Annotated in this window: 22 protein-coding genes; 12 read left to right on the top strand and 10 right to left on the bottom strand. The window is 71.9% G+C overall.

Features of this window, described 5'->3' with window-relative positions; all coding sequences use genetic code 11:
- Window positions 1-69: 69 nt before the first annotated feature.
- The 3 genes from BM236_RS13935 to BM236_RS13945 form a co-directional block, all read right to left on the bottom strand.
- The gene (locus BM236_RS13935; protein WP_091124892.1) at window positions 70-2214 is read right to left on the bottom strand and encodes an MMPL family transporter; all 2145 of its coding nucleotides are present in this window, start codon (window positions 2212-2214) and stop codon (window positions 70-72) included.
- Window positions 2215-2306: 92 nt separating this feature from the next.
- Window positions 2307-3344, bottom strand: coding sequence for an LLM class F420-dependent oxidoreductase (locus BM236_RS13940; protein ID WP_091124895.1), 1038 nt, complete (start codon window positions 3342-3344; stop codon window positions 2307-2309).
- Between the two features lie 156 nt (window positions 3345-3500).
- A complete protein-coding gene (locus BM236_RS13945) occupies window positions 3501-3971 on the bottom strand; it encodes a DUF6328 family protein (RefSeq protein ID WP_091124897.1) in 471 nt (156 codons plus the stop codon).
- A gap of 41 nt (window positions 3972-4012) precedes the next feature.
- On the opposite strand from BM236_RS13945, the gene BM236_RS13950 reads away from it, so the two are divergent.
- Window positions 4013-4750, top strand: a complete 738-nt coding sequence (locus BM236_RS13950; RefSeq protein ID WP_091124899.1) for an acyltransferase — start codon at window positions 4013-4015, stop codon at window positions 4748-4750.
- 22 nt (window positions 4751-4772) lie between these two features.
- Here BM236_RS13950 and BM236_RS13955 read toward each other — a convergent pair whose 3' ends face one another.
- Complete coding sequence (locus BM236_RS13955) at window positions 4773-5327, bottom strand: YbaK/EbsC family protein (protein WP_245750338.1); 555 nt, start codon at window positions 5325-5327, stop codon at window positions 4773-4775.
- A gap of 91 nt (window positions 5328-5418) precedes the next feature.
- On the opposite strand from BM236_RS13955, the gene BM236_RS13960 reads away from it, so the two are divergent.
- Window positions 5419-6255 carry a glycerophosphodiester phosphodiesterase family protein gene (locus BM236_RS13960; RefSeq protein ID WP_091124903.1) on the top strand — a complete coding sequence of 279 codons (837 nt, stop codon included), beginning with the start codon at window positions 5419-5421 and terminating at the stop codon, window positions 6253-6255.
- A gap of 2 nt (window positions 6256-6257) precedes the next feature.
- On the opposite strand, the gene BM236_RS13965 is transcribed toward BM236_RS13960, so the two are convergent.
- Window positions 6258-6626 carry a hypothetical protein gene (locus BM236_RS13965; RefSeq protein WP_139230114.1) on the bottom strand — a complete coding sequence of 123 codons (369 nt, stop codon included), beginning with the start codon at window positions 6624-6626 and terminating at the stop codon, window positions 6258-6260.
- Complete coding sequence (locus BM236_RS13970) at window positions 6623-7990, bottom strand: PspC domain-containing protein (protein ID WP_091124908.1); 1368 nt, start codon at window positions 7988-7990, stop codon at window positions 6623-6625. Before BM236_RS13970 ends, BM236_RS13965 begins: the two co-directional genes overlap by 4 nt.
- Window positions 7991-8134: 144 nt before the next feature.
- Between BM236_RS13970 and BM236_RS13975 the strand changes: the two genes are divergently transcribed.
- Genes BM236_RS13975 through BM236_RS13990 form a run of 4 tightly spaced genes read left to right on the top strand, consistent with a single transcriptional unit; the run spans window position 8135 to window position 11056 of the window.
- Window positions 8135-9412 (top strand): ATP-binding protein, encoded by a 1278-nt coding sequence (locus BM236_RS13975; protein ID WP_091124911.1) that lies wholly within the window; start codon window positions 8135-8137, stop codon window positions 9410-9412.
- Window positions 9409-10047 carry a LuxR C-terminal-related transcriptional regulator gene (locus BM236_RS13980; RefSeq protein WP_091124913.1) on the top strand — a complete coding sequence of 213 codons (639 nt, stop codon included), beginning with the start codon at window positions 9409-9411 and terminating at the stop codon, window positions 10045-10047. Before BM236_RS13975 ends, BM236_RS13980 begins: the two co-directional genes overlap by 4 nt.
- 27 nt (window positions 10048-10074) lie before the next feature.
- Window positions 10075-10665: a LysE/ArgO family amino acid transporter gene (locus tag BM236_RS13985; protein WP_091124915.1), complete on the top strand. Its 591-nt coding sequence runs from the start codon at window positions 10075-10077 to the stop codon at window positions 10663-10665.
- A 19-nt stretch (window positions 10666-10684) separates the two neighbouring features.
- The gene (locus BM236_RS13990) at window positions 10685-11056 is read left to right on the top strand and encodes a hypothetical protein (RefSeq protein ID WP_091124918.1); all 372 of its coding nucleotides are present in this window, start codon (window positions 10685-10687) and stop codon (window positions 11054-11056) included.
- A 23-nt stretch (window positions 11057-11079) separates the two neighbouring features.
- Here the strand turns inward: BM236_RS13990 and BM236_RS13995 are convergent, their stop codons facing one another.
- Both BM236_RS13995 and BM236_RS14000 read right to left on the bottom strand, forming a co-directional pair.
- The gene (locus BM236_RS13995) at window positions 11080-11721 is read right to left on the bottom strand and encodes an NAD(P)-dependent oxidoreductase (RefSeq protein ID WP_091124919.1); all 642 of its coding nucleotides are present in this window, start codon (window positions 11719-11721) and stop codon (window positions 11080-11082) included.
- 22 nt (window positions 11722-11743) lie between these two features.
- Complete coding sequence (locus tag BM236_RS14000) at window positions 11744-12766, bottom strand: LLM class flavin-dependent oxidoreductase (RefSeq protein WP_091124921.1); 1023 nt, start codon at window positions 12764-12766, stop codon at window positions 11744-11746.
- A 136-nt stretch (window positions 12767-12902) separates the two neighbouring features.
- Here BM236_RS14000 and BM236_RS14005 point away from each other — a divergent pair, with 136 nt between their 5' ends.
- Both BM236_RS14005 and pcrA read left to right on the top strand, forming a co-directional pair.
- Window positions 12903-14015, top strand: a complete 1113-nt coding sequence (locus BM236_RS14005; protein WP_091124923.1) for a hypothetical protein — start codon at window positions 12903-12905, stop codon at window positions 14013-14015.
- Between the two features lie 63 nt (window positions 14016-14078).
- Entirely contained in the window at window positions 14079-16493 is a 2415-nt protein-coding gene (gene pcrA / locus BM236_RS14010) for a DNA helicase PcrA (RefSeq protein WP_091124926.1), read from the top strand.
- 67 nt (window positions 16494-16560) lie between these two features.
- Here pcrA and BM236_RS14015 read toward each other — a convergent pair whose 3' ends face one another.
- Window positions 16561-17871: a peptidoglycan DD-metalloendopeptidase family protein gene (locus BM236_RS14015; RefSeq protein WP_091124929.1), complete on the bottom strand. Its 1311-nt coding sequence runs from the start codon at window positions 17869-17871 to the stop codon at window positions 16561-16563.
- 421 nt (window positions 17872-18292) lie between these two features.
- Between BM236_RS14015 and sucC the strand changes: the two genes are divergently transcribed.
- The gene (gene sucC / locus BM236_RS14020; RefSeq protein WP_091124931.1) at window positions 18293-19459 is read left to right on the top strand and encodes an ADP-forming succinate--CoA ligase subunit beta; all 1167 of its coding nucleotides are present in this window, start codon (window positions 18293-18295) and stop codon (window positions 19457-19459) included.
- An 18-nt stretch (window positions 19460-19477) separates the two neighbouring features.
- Complete coding sequence (gene sucD / locus BM236_RS14025; RefSeq protein WP_091124934.1) at window positions 19478-20374, top strand: succinate--CoA ligase subunit alpha; 897 nt, start codon at window positions 19478-19480, stop codon at window positions 20372-20374.
- Window positions 20375-20494: 120 nt separating this feature from the next.
- Here the strand turns inward: sucD and BM236_RS14030 are convergent, their stop codons facing one another.
- The gene (locus BM236_RS14030) at window positions 20495-22309 is read right to left on the bottom strand and encodes a sigma-70 family RNA polymerase sigma factor (protein WP_091124935.1); all 1815 of its coding nucleotides are present in this window, start codon (window positions 22307-22309) and stop codon (window positions 20495-20497) included.
- Window positions 22310-22389: 80 nt separating this feature from the next.
- Here BM236_RS14030 and BM236_RS14035 point away from each other — a divergent pair, with 80 nt between their 5' ends.
- Together BM236_RS14035 and purN are read left to right on the top strand one after the other, a co-directional pair.
- Window positions 22390-23637 (top strand): cell division protein PerM, encoded by a 1248-nt coding sequence (locus BM236_RS14035; protein WP_091125037.1) that lies wholly within the window; start codon window positions 22390-22392, stop codon window positions 23635-23637.
- Window positions 23638-23648: 11 nt separating this feature from the next.
- Complete coding sequence (gene purN / locus BM236_RS14040; protein WP_175507692.1) at window positions 23649-24254, top strand: phosphoribosylglycinamide formyltransferase; 606 nt, start codon at window positions 23649-23651, stop codon at window positions 24252-24254.
- Window position 24255 lies beyond the last annotated feature (1 nt).

Below are 24255 nucleotides of genomic sequence, written 5' to 3' on the forward strand. Positions count from 1 at the left end.
TTCGTAGGCATACGGGGCGTGATCGTGCCGATCCCGTGTGCAAGGGCGGACCGAGGTGCGGTTCGCGTACTAGACGACCTCGGTCTCGACGTCCGGAGCGGCGACGGGAGCCGCCGGGGCGCGGTCCAGCTTGCTCGGCCACCAGATCCTGCCTCCGAGGTCGAGGTTGATGGCGGTGACCAGCACCGACCGCACGATCATCGTGTCGAGGATGACGCCGAGCGCGACCGCCGTCGCCAGCTCGGCGAGGAAGACCAGCGGCAGGGTGCCGAGCACGGCGAACGTGGCGGCCAGGACCAGGCCGGCCGACGTGATGACGCCTCCGGTCGAGGCGAGCGCCACCAGCGAACCCTCCCGCGTCCCACGCGTCGCGGTCTCCTCGCGCACCCGAGTCATCAGGAAGATGTTGTAGTCGATCCCGAGGGCGACCAGGAACACGAAGACGAACAGCGGGAACGACGAGTCGGCCATGTCGAAGCCGTAGATGCCGCGGAAGATGAGTGTCGACAGGCCCAGCGCCGCACCGAAGGACAGCACGACGGTCAGGATGAGGATCAGCGGCGACAGCACGGCGCGTAGCAGGACCAGCAGGATCAGCAGCACCACGAGCAGGATCAGCGGGATGATGACCAGGTTGTCGCGGTGCGACGCCTTCGCGGTGTCGAGGTAGAGCGCCGCGGACCCACCGACGAGTGCGTCGGCGTCCGGCACCCGGTGGACCGCCGCCCTCACGGCGCGGACCTGGTCCGCCGCAGCGTCGCTGGCCGGGTCGACACCCTGCGCGACCTCGATGTACTTCACCCCGTCGACGGCAGGCACCTCGGCGTTGACCGCGCCCAGCCCCTGGACGGATCCGAGCGCGGAGACGACCGCGTCGGTCGAGTCCACGCTGGTGACGACCTGGATCGGGGTGGAGCTGTCGACCAGGCCGTGGTCCACGAGCAGCTGCTGGCCGGTCGTGGAGTCCATGTCCTTCGTGTACTGCTCGTCGCTCGGGATGTTGCCGGTCCTGAGCGCGAAGATCCCGGTGCACGCGATCGCGAGCACCACGGCGGTGATGGTCCAGACGGTGCGCGGCCTCGGGGCGATCCGTCGTCCCACCCGCGCCCAGAACCCCGTCGCCGTCGGCTCGACCGAGCCGTACGACGGCCGGGCCGGCCAGAAGATCCAGCGGCCGGCGATCACCAGGAGCGCCGGCAGCAGCGTCACCATGACGACGAGCGTCACGATGATGCCGATCGCCGCGACCGGGCCGAGACCGGCCGTCGAGTTCATGTCGGCGAAGAGCAGGACCATCATGCCGATGGCCACGGTCGACGCGCTGGCGATGATCGCCGGAGCCGCCCGGTGGAGGGCGAAGGCCATCGCCTCGTGCCGGTTGGCGTGGCGGCGCAGCTCCTCCCGGTAGCGGGCGACCAGCAGCAGGGCATAGTCCGTCCCGGCGCCGATGACGAGCACGCTCAAGATGGCCTGGCTCTGGCCGTTGACCGTCAGGTCGGCGTACTTGGCGAGGAAGTAGATGATCGCCTCGGCGACCTGGAGCGACACCACCGCGGAGAAGATCGGGAGGATCCACAGGATCGGGCTGCGGTAGGTGAACAGCAGGATCACGATCACGACGCCGAGGGCGGAGAAGAGCAGCGTTCCGTCGATCCCGCCGAAGGCCTCGGCCGCATCGGCCGCCTGCCCTCCTGGGCCCGCCAGATGGACGGTGACGCCGTCGATGACCGCGATGTCCCGGATCTGGTCGGCGACGTCCGGCAGCTTGTTCCAGCCCTCGGAGCCGAGGTTGAAGGTCACCGACGAGGTCGCGACGGTCCCGTCGGAGGAGACCAGGCCGAGCTGCTGGCCGGTCGCGGCGTCGGTCGGGAAGGCGACGGTCGGTTGCCCGCCGGTGCCCTGGACCGCACCGTCGATGGCGCCGATCTCGGACGCCTGGGCGGCGATGGCCTTGAAGTCGGCATCGGTCAGGCCGCCGTCGCGGTGGTAGACCACGATGGTGGGGATGTCGTTCTCGTCCTGGAACGGCGCGAGCTTGGCGAGGGCGCGGGTCGACTCGGCGGTGTCCGGGAGCCACGACGAGGCCTCGTTGTTCTGGACGTCGGTGAGCTTGGCCGCGAAGACGGACGCGACCCCGACCGCGATGAGCCAGGTGACGAGGACCAGCCACTTGGTGACCGGACCGGTGAGCTTTCCTGCGACGGCGAGATGCATAGACACAACTCCAGCACTTTTTGCACTCCGGTGGCATCAGGGTTTTCCCCGACGTCCTCCCGACACCGCAGCCGGCCGGATCGTGACACTCGCTAGGAGATCCACTCCTTGACCTGCTCGACGATCGCCGCCGGGTCCTCGCCGATCGGGACGACCTGCAGCGAGGTGACGCCCGCCTCCTGGTAGGCCTGGATGCGCTCCTTGACGTAGGACGCGGGCCCGACGAGGTTGGCCTTGTCGAGCCACTCCAGCGGCACCTTCGCCTCGGCGTCGCGCTTGTTGCCGCCGAGATAGAGGTCCTGGATCTCCTGCGCCTCCTGCTCGAAGCCGTAGTCGCGGGCCAGCTGGTTGTAGAAGTTCTTGCCGCGGGCGCCCATGCCACCGACATAGAGCGCGTACGTCGGCCGGGCGAAGTCGAGCAGGCTCTTGGTCTCCGGCCCTTCGCCGATGGCGACCATCCCGCCCGCGCTGACCTCGAGCGGCTTCAGGTCGGCGCTGCGCTTGGCGAGGCCCTTGGCCAGCGCCGCTCCCCAGACCTCCTGCGCCTTCTCGGGCAGGAAGAGGAAGGGCAGCCAGCCGTCGGCGATCTCGGCCGTCATCGCGACGTTGTTGTCGCCGAGCGCGGCGACGTAGAGCGGCAGGTCGGCGCGCTGGGGCTTGTTGAGCAGCTTGAGCGGCTTGCCGAGCCCGAGCCCCTGGTCGGCCGGGAGCGGCAGGGTGAACATCTTCCCCTGGTGGTCGAGCGTCTCGCGGCGCAGGCCCTTGCGGAGGATCTCGATGACCTCTCGCGTGCGCCCGAGCGGCTTGTCGTAGGGCATGCCGTGGAAGCCCTCGATCACCTGCGGGCCGCTGGCGCCGAGACCGAGGATCGCGCGGCCGTTGGAGACGTTGTCGAGGCCCGCCGCGGTCTGCAGCAGCGCCGCCGGAGTGCGGCTGAAGACGTTGAGGATCCCCGCGCCGATCTCGACGGTCCGGGTCTTCGCCGCGAGGTAGCCCATCAGGCTCACCGCGTCGAAGCCGTAGGCCTCGGCGACCCAGACCTGGTCGAGCCCCGCCTTCTCGAGCGCGGCGACCTGGTCGGCGGCCTCACGCGGGTTGCCGGCGTACTGCAGGGGCATCGAGAGCTTCATGGGCGAGAACCTACCGGCCGGTCACCTCGTCCACGAGTCCTGCGCTCGGGCCCTGGCCGCAGCCGCAGCCCCGGACGATGGTGCGTGACGGCGAGACGCACGACGTCCACGGCTCGACACTGCTCGCGCGCCGCACGGCCGACTGACCGGAGAGCCTCAGCCGAGCCTGCGCAGCCGCTCGGGGAGGACCACGAGGAGCAGCACGAGCACGACCAGCGCGACGCCGCCCGCCGCCCAGGCCGCCGTACGGTCCACGACGAGGTCGAAGACGAAGACGGTGATGCCGACGAGGGTGACGGCGAGCAGCGCCACCACGGTCCGGACGACCAGCCGGCCGACCTGGACGACCCGGTCCTTCACCCGCCGGCCGGTCAGCCGCTGGTGGGTCGCGACGGCGGTGATCACCAGCGCCGTGGTCATGACGGCGAGCGCCACCAGGCCGAGGTAGAGCCCGCGGCCGAAGCGGTCGAGGTCGTGGAACCTGCTCTGGAAGGGCAGGGTCAGGAGGAAGCCCGCAAACAGCTGAGCGCCGGTCTGCATGACGCGGAGCTCCTGGAGGATGTCGGCCCAGAGGCGGTCGGCGCGCTCGGCCGGCGTCTCGTCGCGGTCCTGTCCCGTCGGAGTCATACGCCGACCGGTACCACCCACCGGCTGGTAGAAACACCCCCATGCCCGCGCAGCCCTGGTCCCTCGGCGGCCCGATCGAGCCGGACCACCGGGCCCGGCTCCACGGTCTCGGGGCGCCGGCCGAGGTCCTCGACGGCCTCGACCTGCGCAGCGTGTCCGGGGGCCCGTTGCCGCCGTGGTGGGAGGCGAACGGCAACGCGCTCTACTCCGTGCCGGGGTTCCCGATCCCGGAGCGACTCTTCGAGACGATGGTGTTCTACCCGTTCTCCCGGGCCCTCATCGTGCTGGGCACCGACGTCTCCGCCGTCGCCTCGCTCCTGCTCGGCGGGGACGACGCCACCGTCTTCGTCGGCCCCGACACCTTCCTGTCCTTCGGCGAGCTCTACTGCGGAGCGGCCTCCTCGATCGTGCTGGTCGGCGGCGTGGTCGCCACGTCCCGTGCGGTCGTCGACGCCCGGAACGGCGGCTCGGTGTTCGCCGAGCAGGACCAGCTCTGGGCCGCCAATGTCTACCTCGCGACTGACGACATGCACCGGCTCGAGGACGTCGAGACCGGGGAGCGGCTCAACCCGTACGGCGCCCACATCCGCCTCGGCGAGCACGTCTGGCTGTGCCGCGACGCGATGGTCTCCGGCCACGCCGACATCGGGAACGGCTGCGTCGTCGCGGCCCGCTCGCTCGTCCGCGGCCAGAAGGTCCCGCCGAACACGGCCGTCGCCGGCACTCCCGCCCGAGTGATCCGCGAGGGAGTCACCTGGCGCGGCGAGGACACTCCCTAGCCGGACCCGGGCAGACCCGGCCCTAGCCGGTCGGCAGGCTCGCGAGCCCCTCGACGACCTCGGCCCCCGGCAGCTCGGCGAGCAACCGGCCCGACAGCAGCAGCTTGGAGCGTCGTACGCCGGACCCGATGACCGTGACGTCGATGTCCACGACCCGCGCGTCGACCAGGAGGCGCCACGACGCGGGCAGGCCGACGGGCGTGATGCCGCCGTACTCCATCGACGACTCGGCCGTCGCCCGGTCCATCGGCAGGAAGGACGCCTTGCGCACGTCGAGCAGCCGCTTCACGACGTTGTTGACGTCGAGTCGGGTGTCGGCGCGCACCATGCAGGCGGCGATCCGCTCGACACCGTCCCGGCGGCCCGACACCAGGATGCAGTTGGCGCCCGACTCGAGCGGCAGCGAGTAGGCCTCGCTCATCGCCGCCGTGTCCGCGATGGCCGGGTCGATCTCGACCACGGCGGTCTCGGCGGCGTGCGGCCACGCGGCCAGGGCGGCCGCGACGGGTGGCGCCACCAGGTCGAGGTGGTCGGTGACGGCGAGGGACCGGAGGGTCGACAGCGACGGAAGTGCCACGCCCGCATTCTGCAGAAGGCTTGCCGCAACCGTCACCCGGGGTTCAGGTCGACGGCGCGCGCCGGACATCCCCGCTGCGGAGCCTGGGTGCATGAGCCCACTGGTCATCGGTCACCGCGGCGCCCCGACGCACCTGGCCGAGAACACCCTGGCCTCCTTCCGGCTCGCGTTCCGGCTCGGTGCCGACGCCGTCGAGACCGACCTCGTGATGAGCCGCGACGGCGTGCTGGTGCTCAGCCACGACCCCGAGCTCAGCCGGACGACGGATGTCCCCTTCCGGCCGGAGTTCGCCGAGCGGCGTACCCGCAAGGTGATCGACGGGCGGCTCGTGGAGGGCTGGTTCGTCGACGACTTCACCCTCGCCGAGCTGCACACCCTGCGGACGTCACCGGCCGGCGACCGCCTCGCGACCTTCGACGAGCTGCTCCTCCTCGTCGCGCAGGAGTCGGCGCGCTTCGGCCGCCGGTTCGGCCTGCACGTCGAGCTCAAGCACCCGTCCTACTTCGCCTCCGTCGGTCTCCCGATGGCCGGAAAGGTCATCGGCACGCTCCGCGACCACGGGGTCGACGAGCCCGGCCACGGGCTGTGGCTGCAGTCCTTCGACGAGTCGTTCGTGCGGACCCTCTCACCGATGACCCGGCTGCCCCTGGTGCAGCTGCTCGACGTCGGCCGGCCCTTCACCTGCCACCGGGTCGCGGCCTACGCCGACGCGATCGGCCCGGCCCGGCGCATGGTGCTCGAGGGGGACCGGCGGTCGACCGGCCTCGTCGCCCAGGCGCACCGGGCCGGGCTGCAGGTCTTCGCCTGGACGATGCGGGGCGGCGTCGAGCAGGCGCGGGCCTTCTTCGCCGCCGGCGTCGACGGCATCTTCAGCGACGACCCGTCGGTGGCCGTCGAGGCGCGGCAGATCCTCGCCCCGATCGGCTGACCTCAGCGGCGTACGCCGTGCCGGCGGGCGCTGGTCACGGCGACCACGACCAGGCCGACCGCGCCTGCGACCAGCCACGGGATCGGCAGGAGCCATCGGATCGCGTCGCCGGTGACGACGTCGGCCTGCACCAGCCCCCAGCCGCCGACGAAGCAGAGGAACGCCAGGCCCATCACCAGGTGGCCGATGTTGACCCGGTGCCAGCCGCTCCGCACGAGCTCGCGTGCCTCCGAGCCGGTGTCGGGCCGATCGGTGTCCTCGGTGCGGGTGTCCTGGGTGCGGGTGTCCTTGGTGCGGGTGTCCTCGGAGCCGGTTTCTTCGGGGACGCTGTCCTCCGGGTCGGTGCCGGGGGTGTCGAAGAGGTCGCTCATCGCGTGCTCCATCCTGAGAAGTCGTCGTCGGGCCACGGGAAGTCGCTCTCCCGCATCACCTGGATCGCCCCGACGCCGAGGTGGACGTCGAAGCGGACCTCCGGTGCTCCGACCGCGCCGGACTGGCCGCCCGAGCGGGAGATGCCGATGCCGCCGTCCTCGCCGCTGTCGAGGACGCGGGAGCTGCCGACGCCCACATCGGTGTCGGCGTGCACGGCCCAGTCGTCGGGCACGACGACGGAGAGCTTGCCGATGCCGCCCGTGACCGTGATGGTGCGGCCGTCGAGCGCCGCAGGGTCGCTGATCCCGGTCAGGTCCAGCACCAGCTCACCGGTGTGGACGTCGTAGTCATCGTGCACCGCCGCGGCGCTCGTGGGCGCGGCATGGATGCGGTGGTCGTCGTTGTCGAACTCCTGGCTGGCGGTCGCCCCGATCAGGCCGACGGTGGCCAGCAGGCCGACCAGGATCAATCCGCCGGCACGACCCCAGAACGCACCGAGGACCAGCATCGCGCCGGTGATGCCGACGGCAACGGCCGGGTAGGCCGAGTCGGCCACTGACGCGCCGGCGGCGTCGATGATGCCCAGCGTGCCGAGGGAGAGCGCGATCAGCGCGAGGGTGAACCAGAAGAGGATCGGCCCGCGCCGCCGGGGGTTCGGCTGCGGCACGTAGGTCGGGTAGGTGGGCGCCACGTACGTCGGCGGTGCCTCCCACGTCGCCGTGCCCGGCGCCTGCGCGGAGCTGCCGTAGGGCGCGGCGGCAACCGGTGGGTCAGCCGCCCCGTCCGTCGGGGCGCCCGGTGCGGCGGGACCGTAGGCCGGGCCGTGCCCGGGGCCGTTCACGGGGCCGTACGCCGGGGGTGCGACCGGCCCGGCCGGCCGGCGTCCGGCGCGGAGCTGGTCGCGCTTGCTCACCAGCACCAGCACGATGAGCGCGATCACCGCGAGCGGCCACGGGAAGTCGAAGCGGCCGACAGTGTCGCCGAGCACGGCGAGGGCCGCCAGGCCCCCCGCGACGTAGAGCGCCAGCGAGCGGTTGCGGTCGTCGAGCTGGATCATCGCCCGGTCGTCGCCCTCCTCCGGGACGAGCACCCAGCAGGCGCCGTAGAGCAGGAGCCCGGCACCGCCGAAGAACACCAGGATCACCAGCAGGACCCGCACGATCACCGGGTCGATGTCGAAGTGGCGCGCGAGGCCGCCGGCGACGCCGGCGACGTGGCGGCCCTCCGGGCTCGCCTTGACGGTGCGACGCAGGCCGCCCAGGTCACGGGCCTCGTGGCTGGAGATGCGGGGGCCGCTCGGCCCGGCGGGCGGCGGCCCGGCAGGCGGCGGCGGGGGAGGTGGTGGAGAGTCGGTGGTGCTCATGGCATCAACTCTGTCCGCCCGGACGGCACAGGACCATCGGGGACAGCCCTGATTCCCGCTCGCCGGCCCCGGGCGGTGCTCAGGGTCGCGTCGGGGTGGATCCTCATGGTCGGCGCACGCCGCGCGTGTGACGATTGTTCCGAGATGAGCAACCCACTGTCAGGCACAGCCGCCCCCCGCCAGCCACGCAAGGCGGCCCGCGCGACCGAGAGCGCTGTCTTCGGCGGGGTCGCTGCCGGGCTGGCCGACCACCTGGGCCTGCCGGTGCTCTGGGTTCGCGCCGGGTTCGTGCTGGCCACGCTGCTGCACGGCCTCGGCCTCTTCATCTATGCCGCTCTCTGGGTCGTCCTGCCGGGTGACGCCCGGTTCGAGCAGTCCACTCCCGGCGGTGAGGCCGCGACCCGCGGCGGCCGCCGGCCCCGGCGCATCAGGCGGCTGGCCGACGCCGGCCCGGCCGTCGCCCTGGCCGCGCTGGGCTTCGGCGCGCTGCTCGTCGTGGAGGCCGTCTTCGGCGGAGGCTTCGTCCTGATCCCGGTCGCACTCGGCGTCGCCGGTGTGACGCTGCTGTGGCGGCAGGCCGACGAGGCGCAGCGCGAGCGCTGGCTGGACAGCACCGGCCGGGTCGACCCGTTGCGGGTCGTCTTCGGCAGCGGCGGCTGGGCGTCGTACGCCCGGGTCGCTGCGGGCGTCGTGCTGGTCGTGCTCTCGTTGAGCCTGTACGCCTTCCGCGGTGGCTCGCTCGGGATGGCGCGCGACCTCACCATCGCCGCGCTGCTCGGCGTCGCCGGACTCGGCGTGGTGATCGGGCCGTGGATCTACCGCCTGGGCGCGGACCTCGTCGCCGAGCGTGCCGAGCGCGTCCGCACCCAGGAGCGCGCCGACGTCGCCTCCCACCTGCACGACTCGGTGCTGCAGACCCTCGCCCTCATCCAGAAGAACTCCTCCGACGCCACCACCGTCGCGCGGCTGGCCCGTGCCCAGGAGCGCGACCTGCGGGCGTGGCTCTACGCGGGCGAGTCGACGACCGCCGACACCGTGGCGGCCGCCCTGCGCGGCGCCGCCGCGGAGGTCGAGGACAGCCACGGCGTGGTCGTCGACGTCGTCGTGGTCGGAGACCGGCCGTTCAGCGAGTCGGCCCGGCCGGTCGTCGCCGCGGCGCGGGAGGCGATCGTCAACGCGGCCAAGCACGCCGGCGTCGACCGGGTCGACGTCTACGCCGAGATCACGCCGACGCTGGTCGAGGTCTTCGTCCGCGACCGCGGGGTCGGTTTCGACCCGTCGAGGATCCCGCCGGACCGGCACGGCGTCGCGGACTCGATCATGGATCGCATGACGCGACACGGCGGCACCGCCGACGTACGCTCCACCACCGGCGAGGGCACCGAGGTGCGCCTCTCCCTGCCCCTCGAGGAGGACGCATGACCGACGCCGTCAAGGTGCTGATCGTCGACGACCACGCGATGTTCCGTCGTGGCGTGCACGCCGAGCTGGGCGCCGCCGACACCGTGGACGTGATCGGCGAGGCGGAGGACGTCGACACGGCCGTCGCCGCGATCGCCGCCGACCGGCCCGACGTGGTGCTGCTCGACGTCCACCTGCCCGGGGGCGGCGGCGTCGAGGTCATGAGGCGCGCGCCCGGTCCGCTCTTCCTGGCCCTGTCGGTCTCCGACGCGGCCGAGGACGTCATCGGCACGATCCGCGGTGGTGCCCGTGGCTACGTCACCAAGACCATCACCGGGGCCGAGCTGGTCGCCGCGATCCATCGCGTGGCCACGGGCGACGCGGTCTTCAGCCCGAGGCTGGCCGGCTTCGTGCTCGACGCGTTCGCCGGAGCGATCGATGTCTCCGCTGTCGACGAGGACCTCGACCGGCTCACCGAGCGCGAGCGCGAGGTGATGCGGCTGATCGCGCGCGGCTACTCCTACAAGGAGGTCGCCAAGGAGCTCTTCATCTCCATCAAGACCGTCGAGACCCACATGTCGTCGGTGCTGCGCAAGCTCCAGCTCTCCTCGCGCCACGAGCTCACCCGCTGGGCGAACGACCGACGGCTCCTCTGATCCGGCGCCTGCTCTAGCCTCCTGCGCGTGACCGCCGTCCTGCCCGGCCTGCTGACCGGGCTCTCGCTGATCGTCGCCATCGGCGCCCAGAACGCGTTCGTGCTCCGGCAGGGGCTGCGACGCGACCGGGTCGGACCGGTGGTGCTCGTCTGTGCCCTCTCCGACCTCGTGCTGATCGGGGCCGGCGTCGCCGGGATCGGCGTGGTCGTCGAGCAGGCCGGCTGGGTGCTCGACGTGGTGCGCTGGCTCGGCGTCGCCTTCCTGGTCTGGTACGCCGTCTCCTCGCTGCGTCGCGCCGCCCACCCCGACGGCCTGGCCGCTGAGGGCCGCGGCACGCAGAGGGTCGTGACGACGGCGCTGCTGCTGACCTGGCTCAACCCGCACGTCTACCTCGACACCGTCCTGCTGCTCGGGTCGATCGCCAACACCCACGGCACGGACGGACGCTGGTGGTTCGCGCTCGGCGCGGGCGTGGCGAGCATCGCCTGGTTCACCGCGCTCGGGTACGGCGCCCGGCTGGCTGCTCCGCTGCTCGCCCGCCCGGCCGCCTGGCGGGTCCTCGACGTGCTGATCGGGCTCACGATGCTGGCCATCGCGCTCAAGCTGGCGCTGGGCTGAGCGCCACTAGGGTCACCGCATGGAGAACGTCCGCCTCGTCCTTCTGCTGGTCCACGTGCTCGGCTTCGCCGCGCTCATCGGCGGGCTGCTGGTGCAGGTGCGCGAGCCGGTCAAGCAGGTCAACGGACTGATGCGGGACGGCTCCGTCACGACGGTCGTCGCCGGCCTCCTGCTGGTCTGGGTGATCGAGGAGGGCGACTTCCCCACCGACGAGTCCTTCGCCGCGAAGACCGCGGTCAAGCTCGTCCTCGGCGTCGTGATCCTCGGCCTCGTCCTGGCCAATCTCCGCAAGGAGCGGATCCCCGCCGCGCTCTTCTGGGTGATCGGCGCGCTGACGGTGGCCGACCTGGCCGTGGCGATCTTCTGGGCGTCGGCGCACGGGCCGCGCTGACCGCCCCACCGGTGCCGACCCGATCAGTAGGCGATGCCGATGTGCTCGCGGGGATGCGCATGCGCCTCGATCTCGTCGAGGACCGCGACGGCCAGGTCGGGGCCGGAGATCTCCGAGCCCCCGTCCGCGTCGAAGAGCGCCACCTCGCCGCCGAGGCGATAGCGCCCGGTCCGCTCGCCGGCCGCCCAGGCGCCGTACCCGCTGGCCGGGCTGACGAACGTCCAGTCCAGGCCCTCGGGCGCCGACCCGGCGAACCAGGCGCGGATCGAGTCGCCCTCGAGCGCCTCGTCGCGGAACTGCTCGGGGATCTCGCCCTCGGCGAAGCGGGGCTCACCGGGCGCCGGCCGCAGCGACGAGAAGCCGCCGATCACGATCAGTCGTACGCCGGCCTCGGCCGCCGTGGCGGCGTACTCCCGGTAGAGCCCGAGCTGACGGCCCCGCTCGGCGAGCTCGCCACGCGGCGAGAGCGTCAGGACGGCGACGTCGGCGCCGGGCAGGATCGCGGCGGCGTCGGCGGCGTCGCCGGTCTCGTAGCGGACGCCGTCGAGCGGCTTCTCCGGCACCGACCGGCTCCACGACACCGCGTCGTGGCCGCGCGCGACGGCCTCCCGAGCGATGTTGGTGCCGGTGTAGCCGGTGCCGCCGATGATCGCGATGGTGGACATGCGCACTCCTCTTCTCGGTGGGTCAGCGCCAGCCGAGATCAGGCGCCACGTGCTTGATGATGCCCTCCAGGAGGTGCGCGTTGTAGTCCACGCCGAGCTGGTTGGGGACGGTGAGCACCAGCGTGTCGGCCGCGGCGATGGCCTCGTCCTCGCGCAGCTGCTCCACCAGGACGTCGGGCTCGGCGGCGTACGTCCGCCCGAAGACGGCCCGCGTGGTGGCGTCGATGTTGCCCACTTGGTCGCGCGAGTCGCCGTCGCCACCGAAGTACATCGCGTCGACGTCGGTGACGATCGGCATGATCGAGCGGCTCACCGAGACGCGCGGCTCCCGGTCGTGGCCCGCCTCCTTCCAGGCGGACCGGAAGACCTCGATCTGCTTGCGCTGCTGGACGTGGAACGGCTCGCCGGACTCGTCCTCCTTCAGCGTCGAGCTCATCAGGTTCATCCCGAGCTCGGCGGCCCAGCGCGCGGTCGAGTCGGACCCGGCGCCCCACCAGATCCGGTCGCGCAGCCCTTCGGAGTGCGGCTCGACGCGAAGCAGGCCGGGCGGGTTGGCGAACATCGGGCGCGGGTTGGGCCGGGCGAACCCCTCGCCCTTCAGCACCTCGAGGAGCACCTCGGTGTGGCGGCGGCCCATGTCGGCGTCGCTCTCGCCGTCGGCGGGGGAGTAGCCGAAGTAGCGCCACCCGTCGATGACCTGCTCCGGGCTGCCCCGGCTCACGCCGAGCTGCAGCCTGCCGCCCGCGATGAGGTCGGCCGCGCCGGCGTCCTCGGCCATGTACATCGGGTTCTCGTAGCGCATGTCGATCACGCCGGTCCCGATCTCGATCCGGCTCGTCCGCGCCCCGATGGCGGCGAGCAGCGGGAACGGCGAGGAGAGCTGCCGGGCGAAGTGGTGGACGCGGAAGTAGGCGCCGTCGGCACCCAGCTCCTCCGCGGCGACGGCCAGGTCGATCGACTGGAGGAGTACGTCGGCCGCCGACCGCGCCTGCGAGTGCGTCGACGGCGTCCAGTGACCGAAGGACAGGAACCCGATCTTCTTCACGACGGTTGAACCTTCAATCTCTCGGTGGCATTCCCCGACCGACGATGCCAGCAGGCGTCGCCCACCCGATAGGGCCGGATGGATCCGACCGATCGTCTGATGACTCGTCGCCGACGTGCGCGTTGACTCGGCTCTCATGGGAGAACCGCTCGTCTGGTCCTCGTTGGAGGGGCAACGCCCGCGCGGGCCGTGGCTGTGGAGCCGTGCCGTCGACACGGCGGTCGTCGGCAGTGGCGCGTCGCTGGCCTTCGCCGCCGTCGCCGTGGTCGCGTCGGCAGTCTCCTGGCGCACCGGTGACTGGCTGATCATCGCCTTCATGCACCTGGGCATCGCCGTGAACTACCCGCACTATGCGGCGACCTACCACCTCATCGTCCGTGAGCGGCACCTCAAGCGCCGCAGCTTCCACATCCTCCTGGCCAGCCTGCCCGTCGTGGCACTGCTGGCGGTGCTGGGCGCGGTCTACGAGCACACCTGGCTGGTCCTGCTGCTCCGGGTCTACCTCACCTGGTCGCCGTACCACTACGCCAAGCAGCACTTCGGCATCGCCTGCATGTACGCCGGCCGCAACCGGACCCCGCTCGCCCAGACCGAGAAGCGGTTGCTCGTAGCGGCGTTCGTGCTCCAGGCCGCCTTCATGATGATCGTGATCAACGCCTCGACGCTGGATCCCAGTGCCGGCGGCTCCGGCGTACTCCTGCTCGAGGCGATCCTCCCCAGTTGGACCTACGGCGTCGCCGTCGCCTGCTCCGTCGTCGGCCTGGGGCTCTTCGCGGAGGTCTGCCGTCGCCACCGTGCCCGGACCGGGGCGTGGCCGATGCGAACGGTCCTCCTGCTCTTCCTCGTCAACCTGGTCTGGCTGGTCGTACCCAACGTCTGGCTGCCGGGACAGGCCGGCCCGTGGGTGGGTCCGCGGATCGCGGTCTGGGTGCCGGTCGCCGTCCCCTTCTTCCACTGCGTGCAGTACCTCGCCGTGTCCGGACACCGCGAGCGGCTCTCCGGGCCGGTGCGGCCGATCGTGCTGATGGCGGGGCTGATGGTGCTCGGCTACACGATGTTCGAGGTGACCGCGCAGGGGCTCCACCACGGCCTCGGGCTGCCGCTGCCGCACGCCCTCTTCCTGATGAGCAGCCTGATCAACGTCCACCACTTCTGGCTCGACGGCATCGTGTGGCGCAGCCCGCGGCCCGCGCAGAAGCCGGCGCAGCCGTCCGCCGCCGAGCGGGGCCTGGTCGGGTCACCGCGCTAGTCCCGTCTCGTCATCACGGGCATTGCCCGACTGTCCGTGCGGGCGCCTAGGCTGGACGCCAGCATGAGCATCATCCCCGGCCTCGAGTCCTTCGCCACTCCACGCGAGGAGAAGCCCGCCCGCAAGGGTCCCTCGTCCGAGGAGCTCCTCGAGGGACTCAACGAGCCGCAGCGCGCCGCCGTCGTGCACGAGGGGGCGCCGCTGCTCGTCGTCGCCGGTGCCGGGTCGGGCAAGACGCGGGTCCTCACCCGGCGCATCGCCTGGTTGATCAGCCAGCGCAAGGCCCACCCCGGCAGCATCCTCGCGATCACCTTCACCAACAAGGCCGCGGCCGAGATGAAGGAGCGCGTCGAGGAGCTCGTCGGCGGCCGCGCACGGATCATGTGGGTCTCCACGTTCCACTCCGCCTGCGTGCGCATCCTGCGCAAGGAGGTCGAGCGGATCGGCTACAAGTCGAGCTTCACGATCTACGACGCCGCCGACTCCAAGCGGCTGATGGCGCTGGTCTGCGGCGACCTCGACCTCGACCCGAAGCGCTACCAGCCGGCGCAGGTGCTCAACTGGGTCTCGGACCAGAAGAACGAGCTGCGCGACCCCTCCGATGCGGAGAAGGACGCCCGCAACAGCCTCGAGGAGACCTACGCGTCGGCGTACAAGCTCTACCAGCGGCGGCTGCGCGAGGCCAACGCGTTCGACTTCGACGACCTGATCATGACGACCGTGCACCTGATGCGGGAGTTCCCCGAGGTGCGAGAGACCTACCGGCGGCGGTTCCGGCACGTGCTGGTCGACGAGTACCAGGACACCAACCACGCGCAGTACGCCCTCGTCCACGAGCTGTGCGCGGACAGCCCGGAGGGCGATTCGCTGGTCGAGCCTGTCGAGACCCAGCGGGTCGAGCCGGCCGAGCTGATGGTCGTCGGCGACGCCGACCAGTCGATCTACGCCTTCCGCGGCGCCAACATCCGCAACATCCTCGACTTCGAGCAGGACTTCCCCAACGCGAAGACCATCCTGCTGGAGCAGAACTACCGCTCCACCCAGACCATCCTCACCGCCGCCAACGCGGTCATCGACCACAACAAGGGCCGGCCGCCGAAGCGGCTGTGGAGCGACGCCGGCCAGGGCGAGCGGATCGAGGGGTACGTCGCCGACGACGAGCACGACGAGGCGCGCTTCGTCTCCGACCAGATCGACAAGCTCGTCGACGCCGGCCGGTCGGCGGCCGACGTGGCCGTCTTCTACCGCACCAACGCCCAGTCCCGTGTGTTCGAGGAGGTGTTCATCCGCACCGGCCAGCCCTACAAGGTCGTCGGCGGGGTGCGCTTCTACGAGCGTCGCGAGGTCCGCGACGCCCTCGCCTACCTCCGCGCGCTGGCCAACCCGGCCGACCAGGTCTCGCTGCGCCGGATCGTCAACACCCCCAAGCGCGGGATCGGCGACCGGGCCGTCGCGTGCGTCAACGCGCTCGCCGAGCGCGACGGGCTGACCTTCTGGGAGGGGCTGCAGCGCGCCGAGGCCGCCCCCGGTCTGGCCACCCGGTCGCTCACCAACATCCGCGGCTTCGTCGCGATGATGGAGGAGCTGATGTCGATGGTCGAGGCCGGCGAGCGGGCCGACGTCGTGCTGGAGTCGACGCTCGCGCGGTCGAGCTACCTCGAGGAGCTCGAGGCCTCCGACGACCCGCAGGACGCCACCCGGGTCGAGAACCTCGCCGAGCTGGTCGCCGTGGCCCGTGAGTTCTCCGACGACCCGGTCGCCGGGCCGTCCGCCGACCCTGCCGACGTGGACGCGGGGGTCGTGGCCCCCGGGCTCGTCGACTTCCTCGAACGGGTCGCGCTCGTGGCCGACTCCGACCAGATCCCGGACGACGGCGAGGGCGTCGTCACGCTGATGACGCTGCACACCGCCAAGGGCCTGGAGTTCCCGGTCGTCTTCCTCACCGGCCTCGAGGACGGCGTGTTCCCGCACTCGCGCGCCCTGGGTGACAGCACCGAGCTGGAGGAGGAGCGTCGGCTGGCGTACGTCGGCATCACCCGTGCCCGCGAGCGGCTCTTCCTCTCCCACGCCCTCGTGCGCTCGGCCTGGGGCGCGCCGATGCACAACCCGCCCAGCCGCTTCCTGGCCGAGCTCCCCGTCGACCTCGTCGACTGGCGGCGTACCGCCGCCGACCAGACCCGCTGGTCGCGCCCCGACGTCTCGTCGTCCTGGTCCTCGGGCGGGCTGTCGACACCCACCGAGCGCGGCCGCCGCAACTTCTCCTCCGCCGCCCTGCGCGCCGACGCGGCGGCCAAGTCGAAGCCGTCCGGCCCCGTGCCGTCCCTCGAGCCCGGCGACCGGGTCACGCACAACTCGTTCGGCCTCGGCACCGTCGTGTCCGTCGAGGGCGTGGCGGACAAGGCGGTTGCCTCGATCGACTTCGGCTCCTCGGGCGTCAAGCGCCTGCTGCTGCGCTACGCCCCGGTCGAGAAGCTCTGACACGCCTCCGCCTAGCGGCTCCGGCTACTCGACCACCGACGATCCGGCGCGCTCGGGCGGTCCGGCTCTACGGCTGCAGGCCGTGCTCGACCAGGGCGGGGTAGGGGTCGACCGGGTCGCCGCCACCGGGGCGGACCTCGACGTGCACGTGCGGCCCGGTCACGTGACCGGTCGAGCCGACGAAGCCGATGACGTCGCCGGCGTGGACCTCCTGGCCGGGCTCGACGCCGAAGCGCACCTGGTGGGCGTACCAGAGCTCGGTGCCGTCCTCGAGCGTCTCCACGGTCTTGTTGCCGTAGGCGCCGTCGTAGGCGATGGTCGCCGAGATCACGCCGTTGGAGATCGCGTGGATCGGGGTCCCGGTCGGCGCGGCGAAGTCGAGGCCGGTGTGGCAGTGCGACCAGAGGCCGCAGTCGCCGAAGCGGGCGGTCAGGTGGTAGACGCCGGAGGGGATCGGAAGGCCCCACTGGTTCTTCTTGAGCACCTGCGCCCAGCCGGAGGCCTTCTGGTTGATCGCGGCGAGCGCGTTCTCGTGCGCCTCGGCGGCGGAGTTGGCGGCGCCGCGGCCACCGCCACGGCTCACCGAGACGGTGCGGTTGCCGATCGAGGCGACGGCGCTGCTGCCGGTGAGAGCGCCCGCCTGGCGCAGCGGGCCGGCGTCGGCGCGGACCAGGTCCTGCTTGCCGGCCGTCATCGCGCCCGCGCCGGCGACCACGAGGGCGGCCGCGCCGACGAGGGCGGAGAGCGACGGCAGCACGCGCAACCGGGTACGCCGGGGGGCGACCCGGGCGCGCTTGCCGGTCTTGATGGCGGGCATCGTGGTGGTGGTGTCGAAGCTGAAGTCGGTCCCGGGGAGGTCCTCGATCCGCGGCATGCTGCCCGTGAACGCCTCGGTGAGTGCGAACGGCAGCTGGCCGGTGTCCTCGGGGGACTCGGCGGCGAAGAGGTTCCAGTCCGACCACTCGGTGGAGCGGCGCGGCGCGGGGACGTCGAGCAGCGCGACCGGGGCGACAGGCTTGACGAACGCGACGGCCGGCTCGGGGACCGGCTCGACGACGGGCTCGATGACCGGCGCGGGCATCATCTCGACACGCGGGCGGATGGTCGGCACCGGCGCCTCGATCGGCCGCGGCGCGGCCAGGTCGATCAGGTCGGCCGGGGCCGGGGCGTCCACGGCCGGGCGCGCGATGCGCTTGCCCACGTACGGCGTGGCGGGCGCGGGGATGATCGAAGCGGGGACGGTCGATGCGGGGACGATCGGCGCGGAATCGGCGACCGGACGGGCGGCGCGCTTGCCGACGTACGGCTGAGCGACCGGAGCGGGCTGCTCGTCGGGGGCGACGTCACGTCGGGCACGCTTGCCGACATAAGGGGTCACCGGTGCCGAGGGCTGTCGGTCGGGACCGACAATGTCCACTCGGGGGTCACTCACGTTTCATCGCTCCGCTGGTCGGGATTCAGACGGCGAGGCCCGACCTTAGCGGACGTCCTAGGACGTCTGTAAATCGGTGCCGGTCCCCGATTGTGGAGATTGCACTCCGTCGCGGAGACGCTTTCGTGCGGAATCGGGACTTTGGGCCCAAGGTGCCGCTGCGCGGGTGCATGACCGGTGCATGACTATGTCGTGCGTCACCCTGGGCGCCCCCGGGGTCGTCCTACCGCCCGGTCACGTCTAATGTGCCTCGAGGACATCCCACCGCCCGAGCCTCAGGACGCCGAGGCACTTCTCGGCTGAGCCATGGCTCCGACGAAGGACCGACCGTGGACGAGAACCGTTCCCTAGAAGCATTGGTGGATCAGTGGATCTGATGGAGTACCAGGCGAAGCAGCTCTTCGCCAAGCATGGTGTCGCGACCACCCTCGGTGTGGTCGTCGAGACCGCTGAGGCGGCCAAGGCGGCTGCCGAGGAGATGGGCGGCGTGACCGTCATCAAGGCTCAGGTCAAGGCCGGTGGCCGTGGCAAGGCCGGTGGCGTCAAGCTCGCCAAGACCGCTGACGAGGCTTATCTGCACGCCAGCAACATCCTCGGCATGGAGATCAAGGGCCTCACGGTCAACCGCGTGCTGGTCACGCCGGCCACCCCGCCGGAGGAGGAGTACTACTTCTCGTTCCTGCTGGACCGCTCCAACCGCCAGTACCTCTGCATCGCGTCGGTCGAGGGTGGTGTCGAGATCGAGGAGGTCGCGAAGACCAACCCCGACGCCGTCAAGCAGATCGGCATCGACCCCGGCAAGGGCGTCGACGAGACCAAGGCCCGGGAGATCGCCACCGAGGCGAAGTTCCCCGAGCCCGTCTTCGAGCAGGCCGTCGAGCTGATCCAGGCGCTCTACAAGACCTTCGTCGAGGAGGACGCCACCCTCGTCGAGGTCAACCCGCTGGCCCGTCTGGCCGGTGACAAGCTCGAGGCGCTCGACGGCAAGGTGTCGCTCGACGACAACGCCTCCGAGGTGCGCCACCCGGACCACGAGGAGTTCGAGATCCGCGAGGAGACCGACCCGCTCGAGGCGAAGGCGAAGGACCTCGGTCTCAACTACGTCAAGCTCGACGGCCAGGTCGGCATCATCGGCAACGGCGCGGGTCTCGTCATGAGCACCCTCGACGTCGTCGCCTACGCCGGCGCGGCGCACGGCGGCGTGAAGCCGGCCAACTTCCTCGACATCGGCGGCGGCGCCAACGCGCAGGTGATGGCCAACGGCCTCGACGTCATCCTCAACGACGACCAGGTCAAGGCGGTCTTCGTGAACGTCTTCGGCGGCATCACCGCCTGCGACGAGGTCGCCAAGGGCATCGTGGGCGCGCTCGACATCCTCGGCGACGAGGCGACCAAGCCGCTCGTCGTACGCCTCGACGGCAACAACGTCGACCTGGGTCGCCAGATCCTCAACGAGCGCAACCACCCACTCGTGACCGTTGTCGAGACCATGGACGGCGGAGCCGACAAGGCCGCCGAGCTGGCGAACGCCTGAGGCCGGGAAGAGACTGAAGTGAGCATCTACCTCAACAAGGACAGCAAGGTCATCGTCCAGGGCATCACGGGCGGCATGGGTGCCAAGCACACCGCCCTGATGCTCGACTCGGGCGCCCAGATCGTCGGCGGCGTCAACGCGCGCAAGGCCGGCACCACGGTGACCCACAAGGACCACGAGGGCAACGACGTCGAGCTGCCCGTCTTCGGCACCGTCGCCGAGGCCATGGAGAAGACCGGGGCCGACGTGTCGGTCGCGTTCGTCCCGCCGGCCTTCACCAAGGACGCGTGCATCGAGGCCATCGACGCCGAGATCCCGCTCCTGGTCGTGATCACCGAGGGCGTCCCGGTGCAGGACACCGCCGAGGTGTGGGCCTACCTGCAGGGCAAGAAGACCCGCATGATCGGCCCGAACTGCCCCGGCATCATCACGCCGGGCGAGTCGCTGGCCGGCATCACGCCGCACACCATCACGGGCAAGGGCCCGGTCGGTCTCGTGTCGAAGTCGGGCACGCTGACCTACCAGATGATGTACGAGCTGCGTGACTTCGGCTTCTCCACCGCCATCGGCATCGGCGGCGACCCGATCGTGGGCACCACCCACATCGACGCGCTCCAGGCGTTCCAGGACGACCCGGAGACCGAGGTCATCGTGATGATCGGCGAGATCGGCGGCGACGCCGAGGAGCGGGCCGCGGCCTACATCAAGGAGAACATCACCAAGCCGGTCGTCGGCTACGTCGCGGGCTTCACCGCCCCCGAGGGCAAGACGATGGGCCACGCCGGTGCGATCGTGTCCGGCTCGGCCGGCACCGCACAGGCGAAGAAGGACGCGCTCGAGGCCGTCGGCGTCAAGGTCGGCAAGACGCCGTCCGAGACCGCCGCGCTCGCCCGGGAGCTGCTCCAGAGCCGCTGACGCGACCTCCCCGGGGCTGACCGCTCCAACGTCCTGCGCCCTGGCTGCTTCGGCAGCCAGGGCGCACGACGTTTTCGGCCTGTATCGCGGGAAGGGGAGCGGGGACCGGGCCGGCGAGCCTCAGCCGAGCTGGCGCAGCCGCTCCGCCGCGCGGTCGGTGAGCGTGGCGAACACCGCGTCGGGGATCGTGGCCGAGCCGGACGGGACGAAGCCGACCTGCGCCACGTTGTCGCCCTCGCGGAGGATCGCCATCAGGAAGACGACAGTCGTCTTGTCGGACGTCTCGACCTGCACCCGCCACGAGGTCAGGTCGCGTGCCGGCGTCGCGACGTTCTCCAGCTGCGTGGCCTTGGTGCTCAGGTCGGTCTTCGGGCAGGTCGCGACGGCGTCCCGGGTCGTCGCGACCAGCTTGCGGGCCGCCCTGGCGGAGCCGAAGGAGCCGATCGTCTCGGTGAGGCCGAACTGCGGGGCCACCTTGGCCATCGGGATGACGTAGGAGCGGGTCAGGTCGCCCGACACGCCCTTGCGATGGAAGACGGTCTGGTCGCAGCGGGTCGCGGCCAGGTTGCTCGTGGCCGGCTTGGGAGCGGTCGCGGCCCAGGGCTGGGCCACCCCCTCGACGGGCGGCAGGTCGACCACGTCGAGCATGGCCGGGTGGTCGCCGACCGCGATCGGGGGCCGCGGCGTGACCTTGGGCGTGGACGTGCAGGTGCCGCCGTCGGGCAGCTCGCAGAGCCGTCCGACCGCCTGCGCGAGCAGCCCCGTGTTGGTGGCCACGGGCTTCTTGCCCGGCGCCGGCTGGGCGCTGACCACGGTCGTGGTGACGGAGCCGGTGCGGGCGATGCTGGCCACCACCGACCGGTTCGGCCGCTTCCAGTCGCGGAGGTCGACCAGCGTCGCCTCGTCACCGATTCCGGTCACCTGCCGGGTGGAGAGCAGCTGCAGGCGGGGCTCGCGACAGCCGGCGTACCACGTGAGGGAGGCGACGTAGGCGGCGTGTGCGGACGCGGGGCTCGTCGACACCTCCGTCGACTGGCCGACGGAGAGCGCCTTGCCGGAGACCAGCGTCCGCATCAGCGCCGCGCGCGGCGACTGGTCGGCGAACCGCTGCTGCTGGCACGGCAGCACCAGGCCGTCGCCGTCGGTGTTGTCCGAGGTCATCTGGGTGGTCCACACGCCGCCGAGGGCGCTGGTGACCTGGTCGGGGGAGATGAGGTCGTCGGTGGTGATCCGGGCGACCGCCGGCTCCGGGCCGTCGGACCCCGGGGTGTGCATGCTGAGCGCCTCGAGCGTCGGCCGTACGCCGTCGGCGTCGGTGACCAGCAGGCCGGAACCCGCGAAGCCCACGAGCGCGACGGCGGCAGCGATCGCGGTGTGCATCCGGCGCCGGGCGCTGCCCGCCCGGGTGAGGATGCTCGGCCGCGGCCAGCGCAGGTCGCGCAGCTCGGCGGCCATCGGCTCGAAGAGGCCGAGGATGCTGGTGGTCGGCACGTTGCGGGCCAGGGCGAACGCGGCCGTGGCGGCCTGCAGCTCGCGCTCGGCCCGCACCTGGGTGATGCCCGCCTCCCGGGCGAGCTGGTCCAGCGGCAACGTGGTGAGGTGCGCCAGCAGCAGCACCTTGCGCTGCAGCTGCGGGAGCTTGGCCAGCGCGGCGAGTGTGGCGCGGATCTCGTCGTCGAAGCCGCGTTCACGGTGGAACGGACGGGCCGTGTGACGGCGCAGCGCGTGCGACCACGCCTGAGGCCTGACGAAGCTCTCGGGGTCCTCGAGGCGGCTCACCTTGCGCCAGTGGTGCCACCCGATGACCAGCGCGTCGCGCACCGCCTTCTGAGCGGCAGGGAGGTCGCCGGTGAGCGCCCAGGTTTGGAGGAGGAGGCGTCCGCGGACGTCCTTGTAGAACGTCTCGAACGCGTGGGGGTCGGCCTTTTTCCTCATGAGCAACCGAAAGGCTACCCGCCGGTCGGTCGGCGCGCCGCACCCACGAACCACCCCCTCCCTCAGCGAAGATGGCCACGATGACTTCTCTGCTGCCCCGACCGACCCGGACCTCGGAGCAGGTCAGCGCCGACCTGCGCCACCGTCGGCCACTGGTCGTCGTGGCCACGGCGGGCGGGGTCGCGGCGGCCGCTGCGACGCTCCTGGTGTGCCTCGCGGTGGGGGTCGTCGGCTGGTTCCTCACCGACAGCGGAGCCCACGGCGCTCCCCGGGACGCCCTGCGAGCCGGGGCCACGGCCTGGTTGATGGCGCACGGGTCGGGCGTCCACGTGGAGGGTGTGGCGGTCACCGTGGTCCCGCTCGGCCTGACCCTGATAGTCGGCTGGGCGTTGTGGCGGATCGGCAACCGCGTCGGCGACTCGATCTCGGGCCACGGCCCCGACGCCGACCGGATCGCCGACGGCGAGCGCGACTGGACCGTGCCGCTCGCCTCGGCCCTCTTCGCGCTCGGCTACCTCGTCACCACGATCGTGACCGGCTCGGTGGCCGGCACGGTGTCGACGTCCCCCGACGTCGCCCGCGCCGCCGCCTGGGCCTTCCTCCTCTCCCTGCTGGTCGGCGGCACCGGCATCGCCGTGGGCGCGGGACGCGCGGCGGTCGCGGCGGCCTGGCTCCCGCCGACGATCCGGGCGGTCGCCCACGCGGCCCGCCTGACGCTGCTCGGCTGGCTCGCGGTGAGCCTGGTGGCGCTCCTGACCAGCTTGGCGCTGGACTTCAGCACCGCCGCCAACGTGATGTCGCAGCTGCACACCGACTCGGGCGCCAGCACGCTCTACACGTTCCTCACCGCGACGGTGCTCCCCAACGCCACGGCGTTCTCCGGCTCCTACCTGCTCGGCCCCGGCTTCACCGTGGGGGTGGGCACGCTGGTCAGCCCCGGTGCCGTCGTCCTCGGCCCGCTGCCGATGTTCCCGCTGCTCGCGGCGCTGCCCGACGCCGGACCGACGCCCGCCTGGACGTCGTGGCTGGTGCTGCTGGCCCCGCTGACGGCGGCGTTCGCCGCCGTCCGCGCCCGGCGTCGGCACCCCACCGCGAGCTGGCAGGAGGGCGCCGTCCGCGGTCTGGCCGGCGGTGTCTGCGCCGGGGTCGTCTTCGGGATCCTGGCCGGGCTGTCCGGGGGAGCGGTCGGCCCCGGCCGAATGGCCGACGTGGCGCCGTACGCGCTCGACGCGACGGTGCGCGCGGTCCTCGGCTTCGGCATCGGCGGGCTGCTCGCCGGCCTCGCGGCCGCCTGGGTGACCGGACGCCGGGAGCGCCGGTCGCAGTAGGCTCGCGGCCCGTGCGCATCGTCGTCCTCGTCTCCGGCTCCGGCACCAACCTGCAGGCACTGCTGGACGCAGCGGCCGACCCGTCCTACGGGGCCGAGGTGGTCGCCGTCGGCGCCGACCGCGACGGGGTCCTGGCCCTCGAGCGCGCCGAGCGGGCCGGCGTCCCCACGTTCGTACGCCGGCTGGGCGACCACGCCACCCGCGAGGAGTGGGACACCGCGCTGGCGGACGCGGTGGCCGAGCACGAGCCGGACCTGGTCGTCCTGGCCGGCTTCATGAAGCTGGTCGGCCCGGCGTTCCTCGACCGCTTCGGCGGACGCACGCTCAACACCCACCCCGCCCTGTCGCCGTCCTTCCCGGGCACCCGAGGCCCGGCCGACGCGCTCGACTACGGCGTCAAGGTCACCGGCTGCACCCTCTTCGTGGTCGACGCGGGCGTCGACACCGGCGCCATCGTGGCGCAGGCGGCGGTGCCGGTGGAGGACGACGACACCGTCGACACGCTGCACGAACGGATCAAGGTGGCCGAGCGGGCGTTGCTCGTCGAGAGCGTCGGCCGGATCGCGCGAGAGGGCTTCGTCATCGACGGCCGACGGGTTCGCCTCGGCCGCCCCTGAG

It is taken from the genome of Nocardioides terrae (assembly GCF_900112345.1).
In the GTDB taxonomy this organism is placed as follows: domain Bacteria; phylum Actinomycetota; class Actinomycetes; order Propionibacteriales; family Nocardioidaceae; genus Nocardioides; species Nocardioides terrae.

Coding starts and splice junctions, on each gene's coding strand:
- BM236_RS13935 (WP_091124892.1), bottom strand. CDS start 2,214: ATGCATCTCGCCGTCGCAGGAAAGCTCACCGGTCCGGTCACCAAGTGG.
- BM236_RS13940 (WP_091124895.1), bottom strand. CDS start 3,344: ATGAAGCTCTCGATGCCCCTGCAGTACGCCGGCAACCCGCGTGAGGCC.
- BM236_RS13945 (WP_091124897.1), bottom strand. CDS start 3,971: ATGACTCCGACGGGACAGGACCGCGACGAGACGCCGGCCGAGCGCGCC.
- BM236_RS13950 (WP_091124899.1), top strand. CDS start 4,013: ATGCCCGCGCAGCCCTGGTCCCTCGGCGGCCCGATCGAGCCGGACCAC.
- BM236_RS13960 (WP_091124903.1), top strand. CDS start 5,419: ATGAGCCCACTGGTCATCGGTCACCGCGGCGCCCCGACGCACCTGGCC.
- BM236_RS13965 (WP_139230114.1), bottom strand. CDS start 6,626: ATGAGCGACCTCTTCGACACCCCCGGCACCGACCCGGAGGACAGCGTC.
- BM236_RS13970 (WP_091124908.1), bottom strand. CDS start 7,990: ATGAGCACCACCGACTCTCCACCACCTCCCCCGCCGCCGCCTGCCGGG.
- BM236_RS13975 (WP_091124911.1), top strand. CDS start 8,135: ATGAGCAACCCACTGTCAGGCACAGCCGCCCCCCGCCAGCCACGCAAG.
- BM236_RS13980 (WP_091124913.1), top strand. CDS start 9,409: ATGACCGACGCCGTCAAGGTGCTGATCGTCGACGACCACGCGATGTTC.
- BM236_RS13990 (WP_091124918.1), top strand. CDS start 10,685: ATGGAGAACGTCCGCCTCGTCCTTCTGCTGGTCCACGTGCTCGGCTTC.
- BM236_RS13995 (WP_091124919.1), bottom strand. CDS start 11,721: ATGTCCACCATCGCGATCATCGGCGGCACCGGCTACACCGGCACCAAC.
- BM236_RS14005 (WP_091124923.1), top strand. CDS start 12,903: ATGGGAGAACCGCTCGTCTGGTCCTCGTTGGAGGGGCAACGCCCGCGC.
- pcrA (WP_091124926.1), top strand. CDS start 14,079: ATGAGCATCATCCCCGGCCTCGAGTCCTTCGCCACTCCACGCGAGGAG.
- BM236_RS14030 (WP_091124935.1), bottom strand. CDS start 22,309: ATGAGGAAAAAGGCCGACCCCCACGCGTTCGAGACGTTCTACAAGGAC.
- BM236_RS14035 (WP_091125037.1), top strand. CDS start 22,390: ATGACTTCTCTGCTGCCCCGACCGACCCGGACCTCGGAGCAGGTCAGC.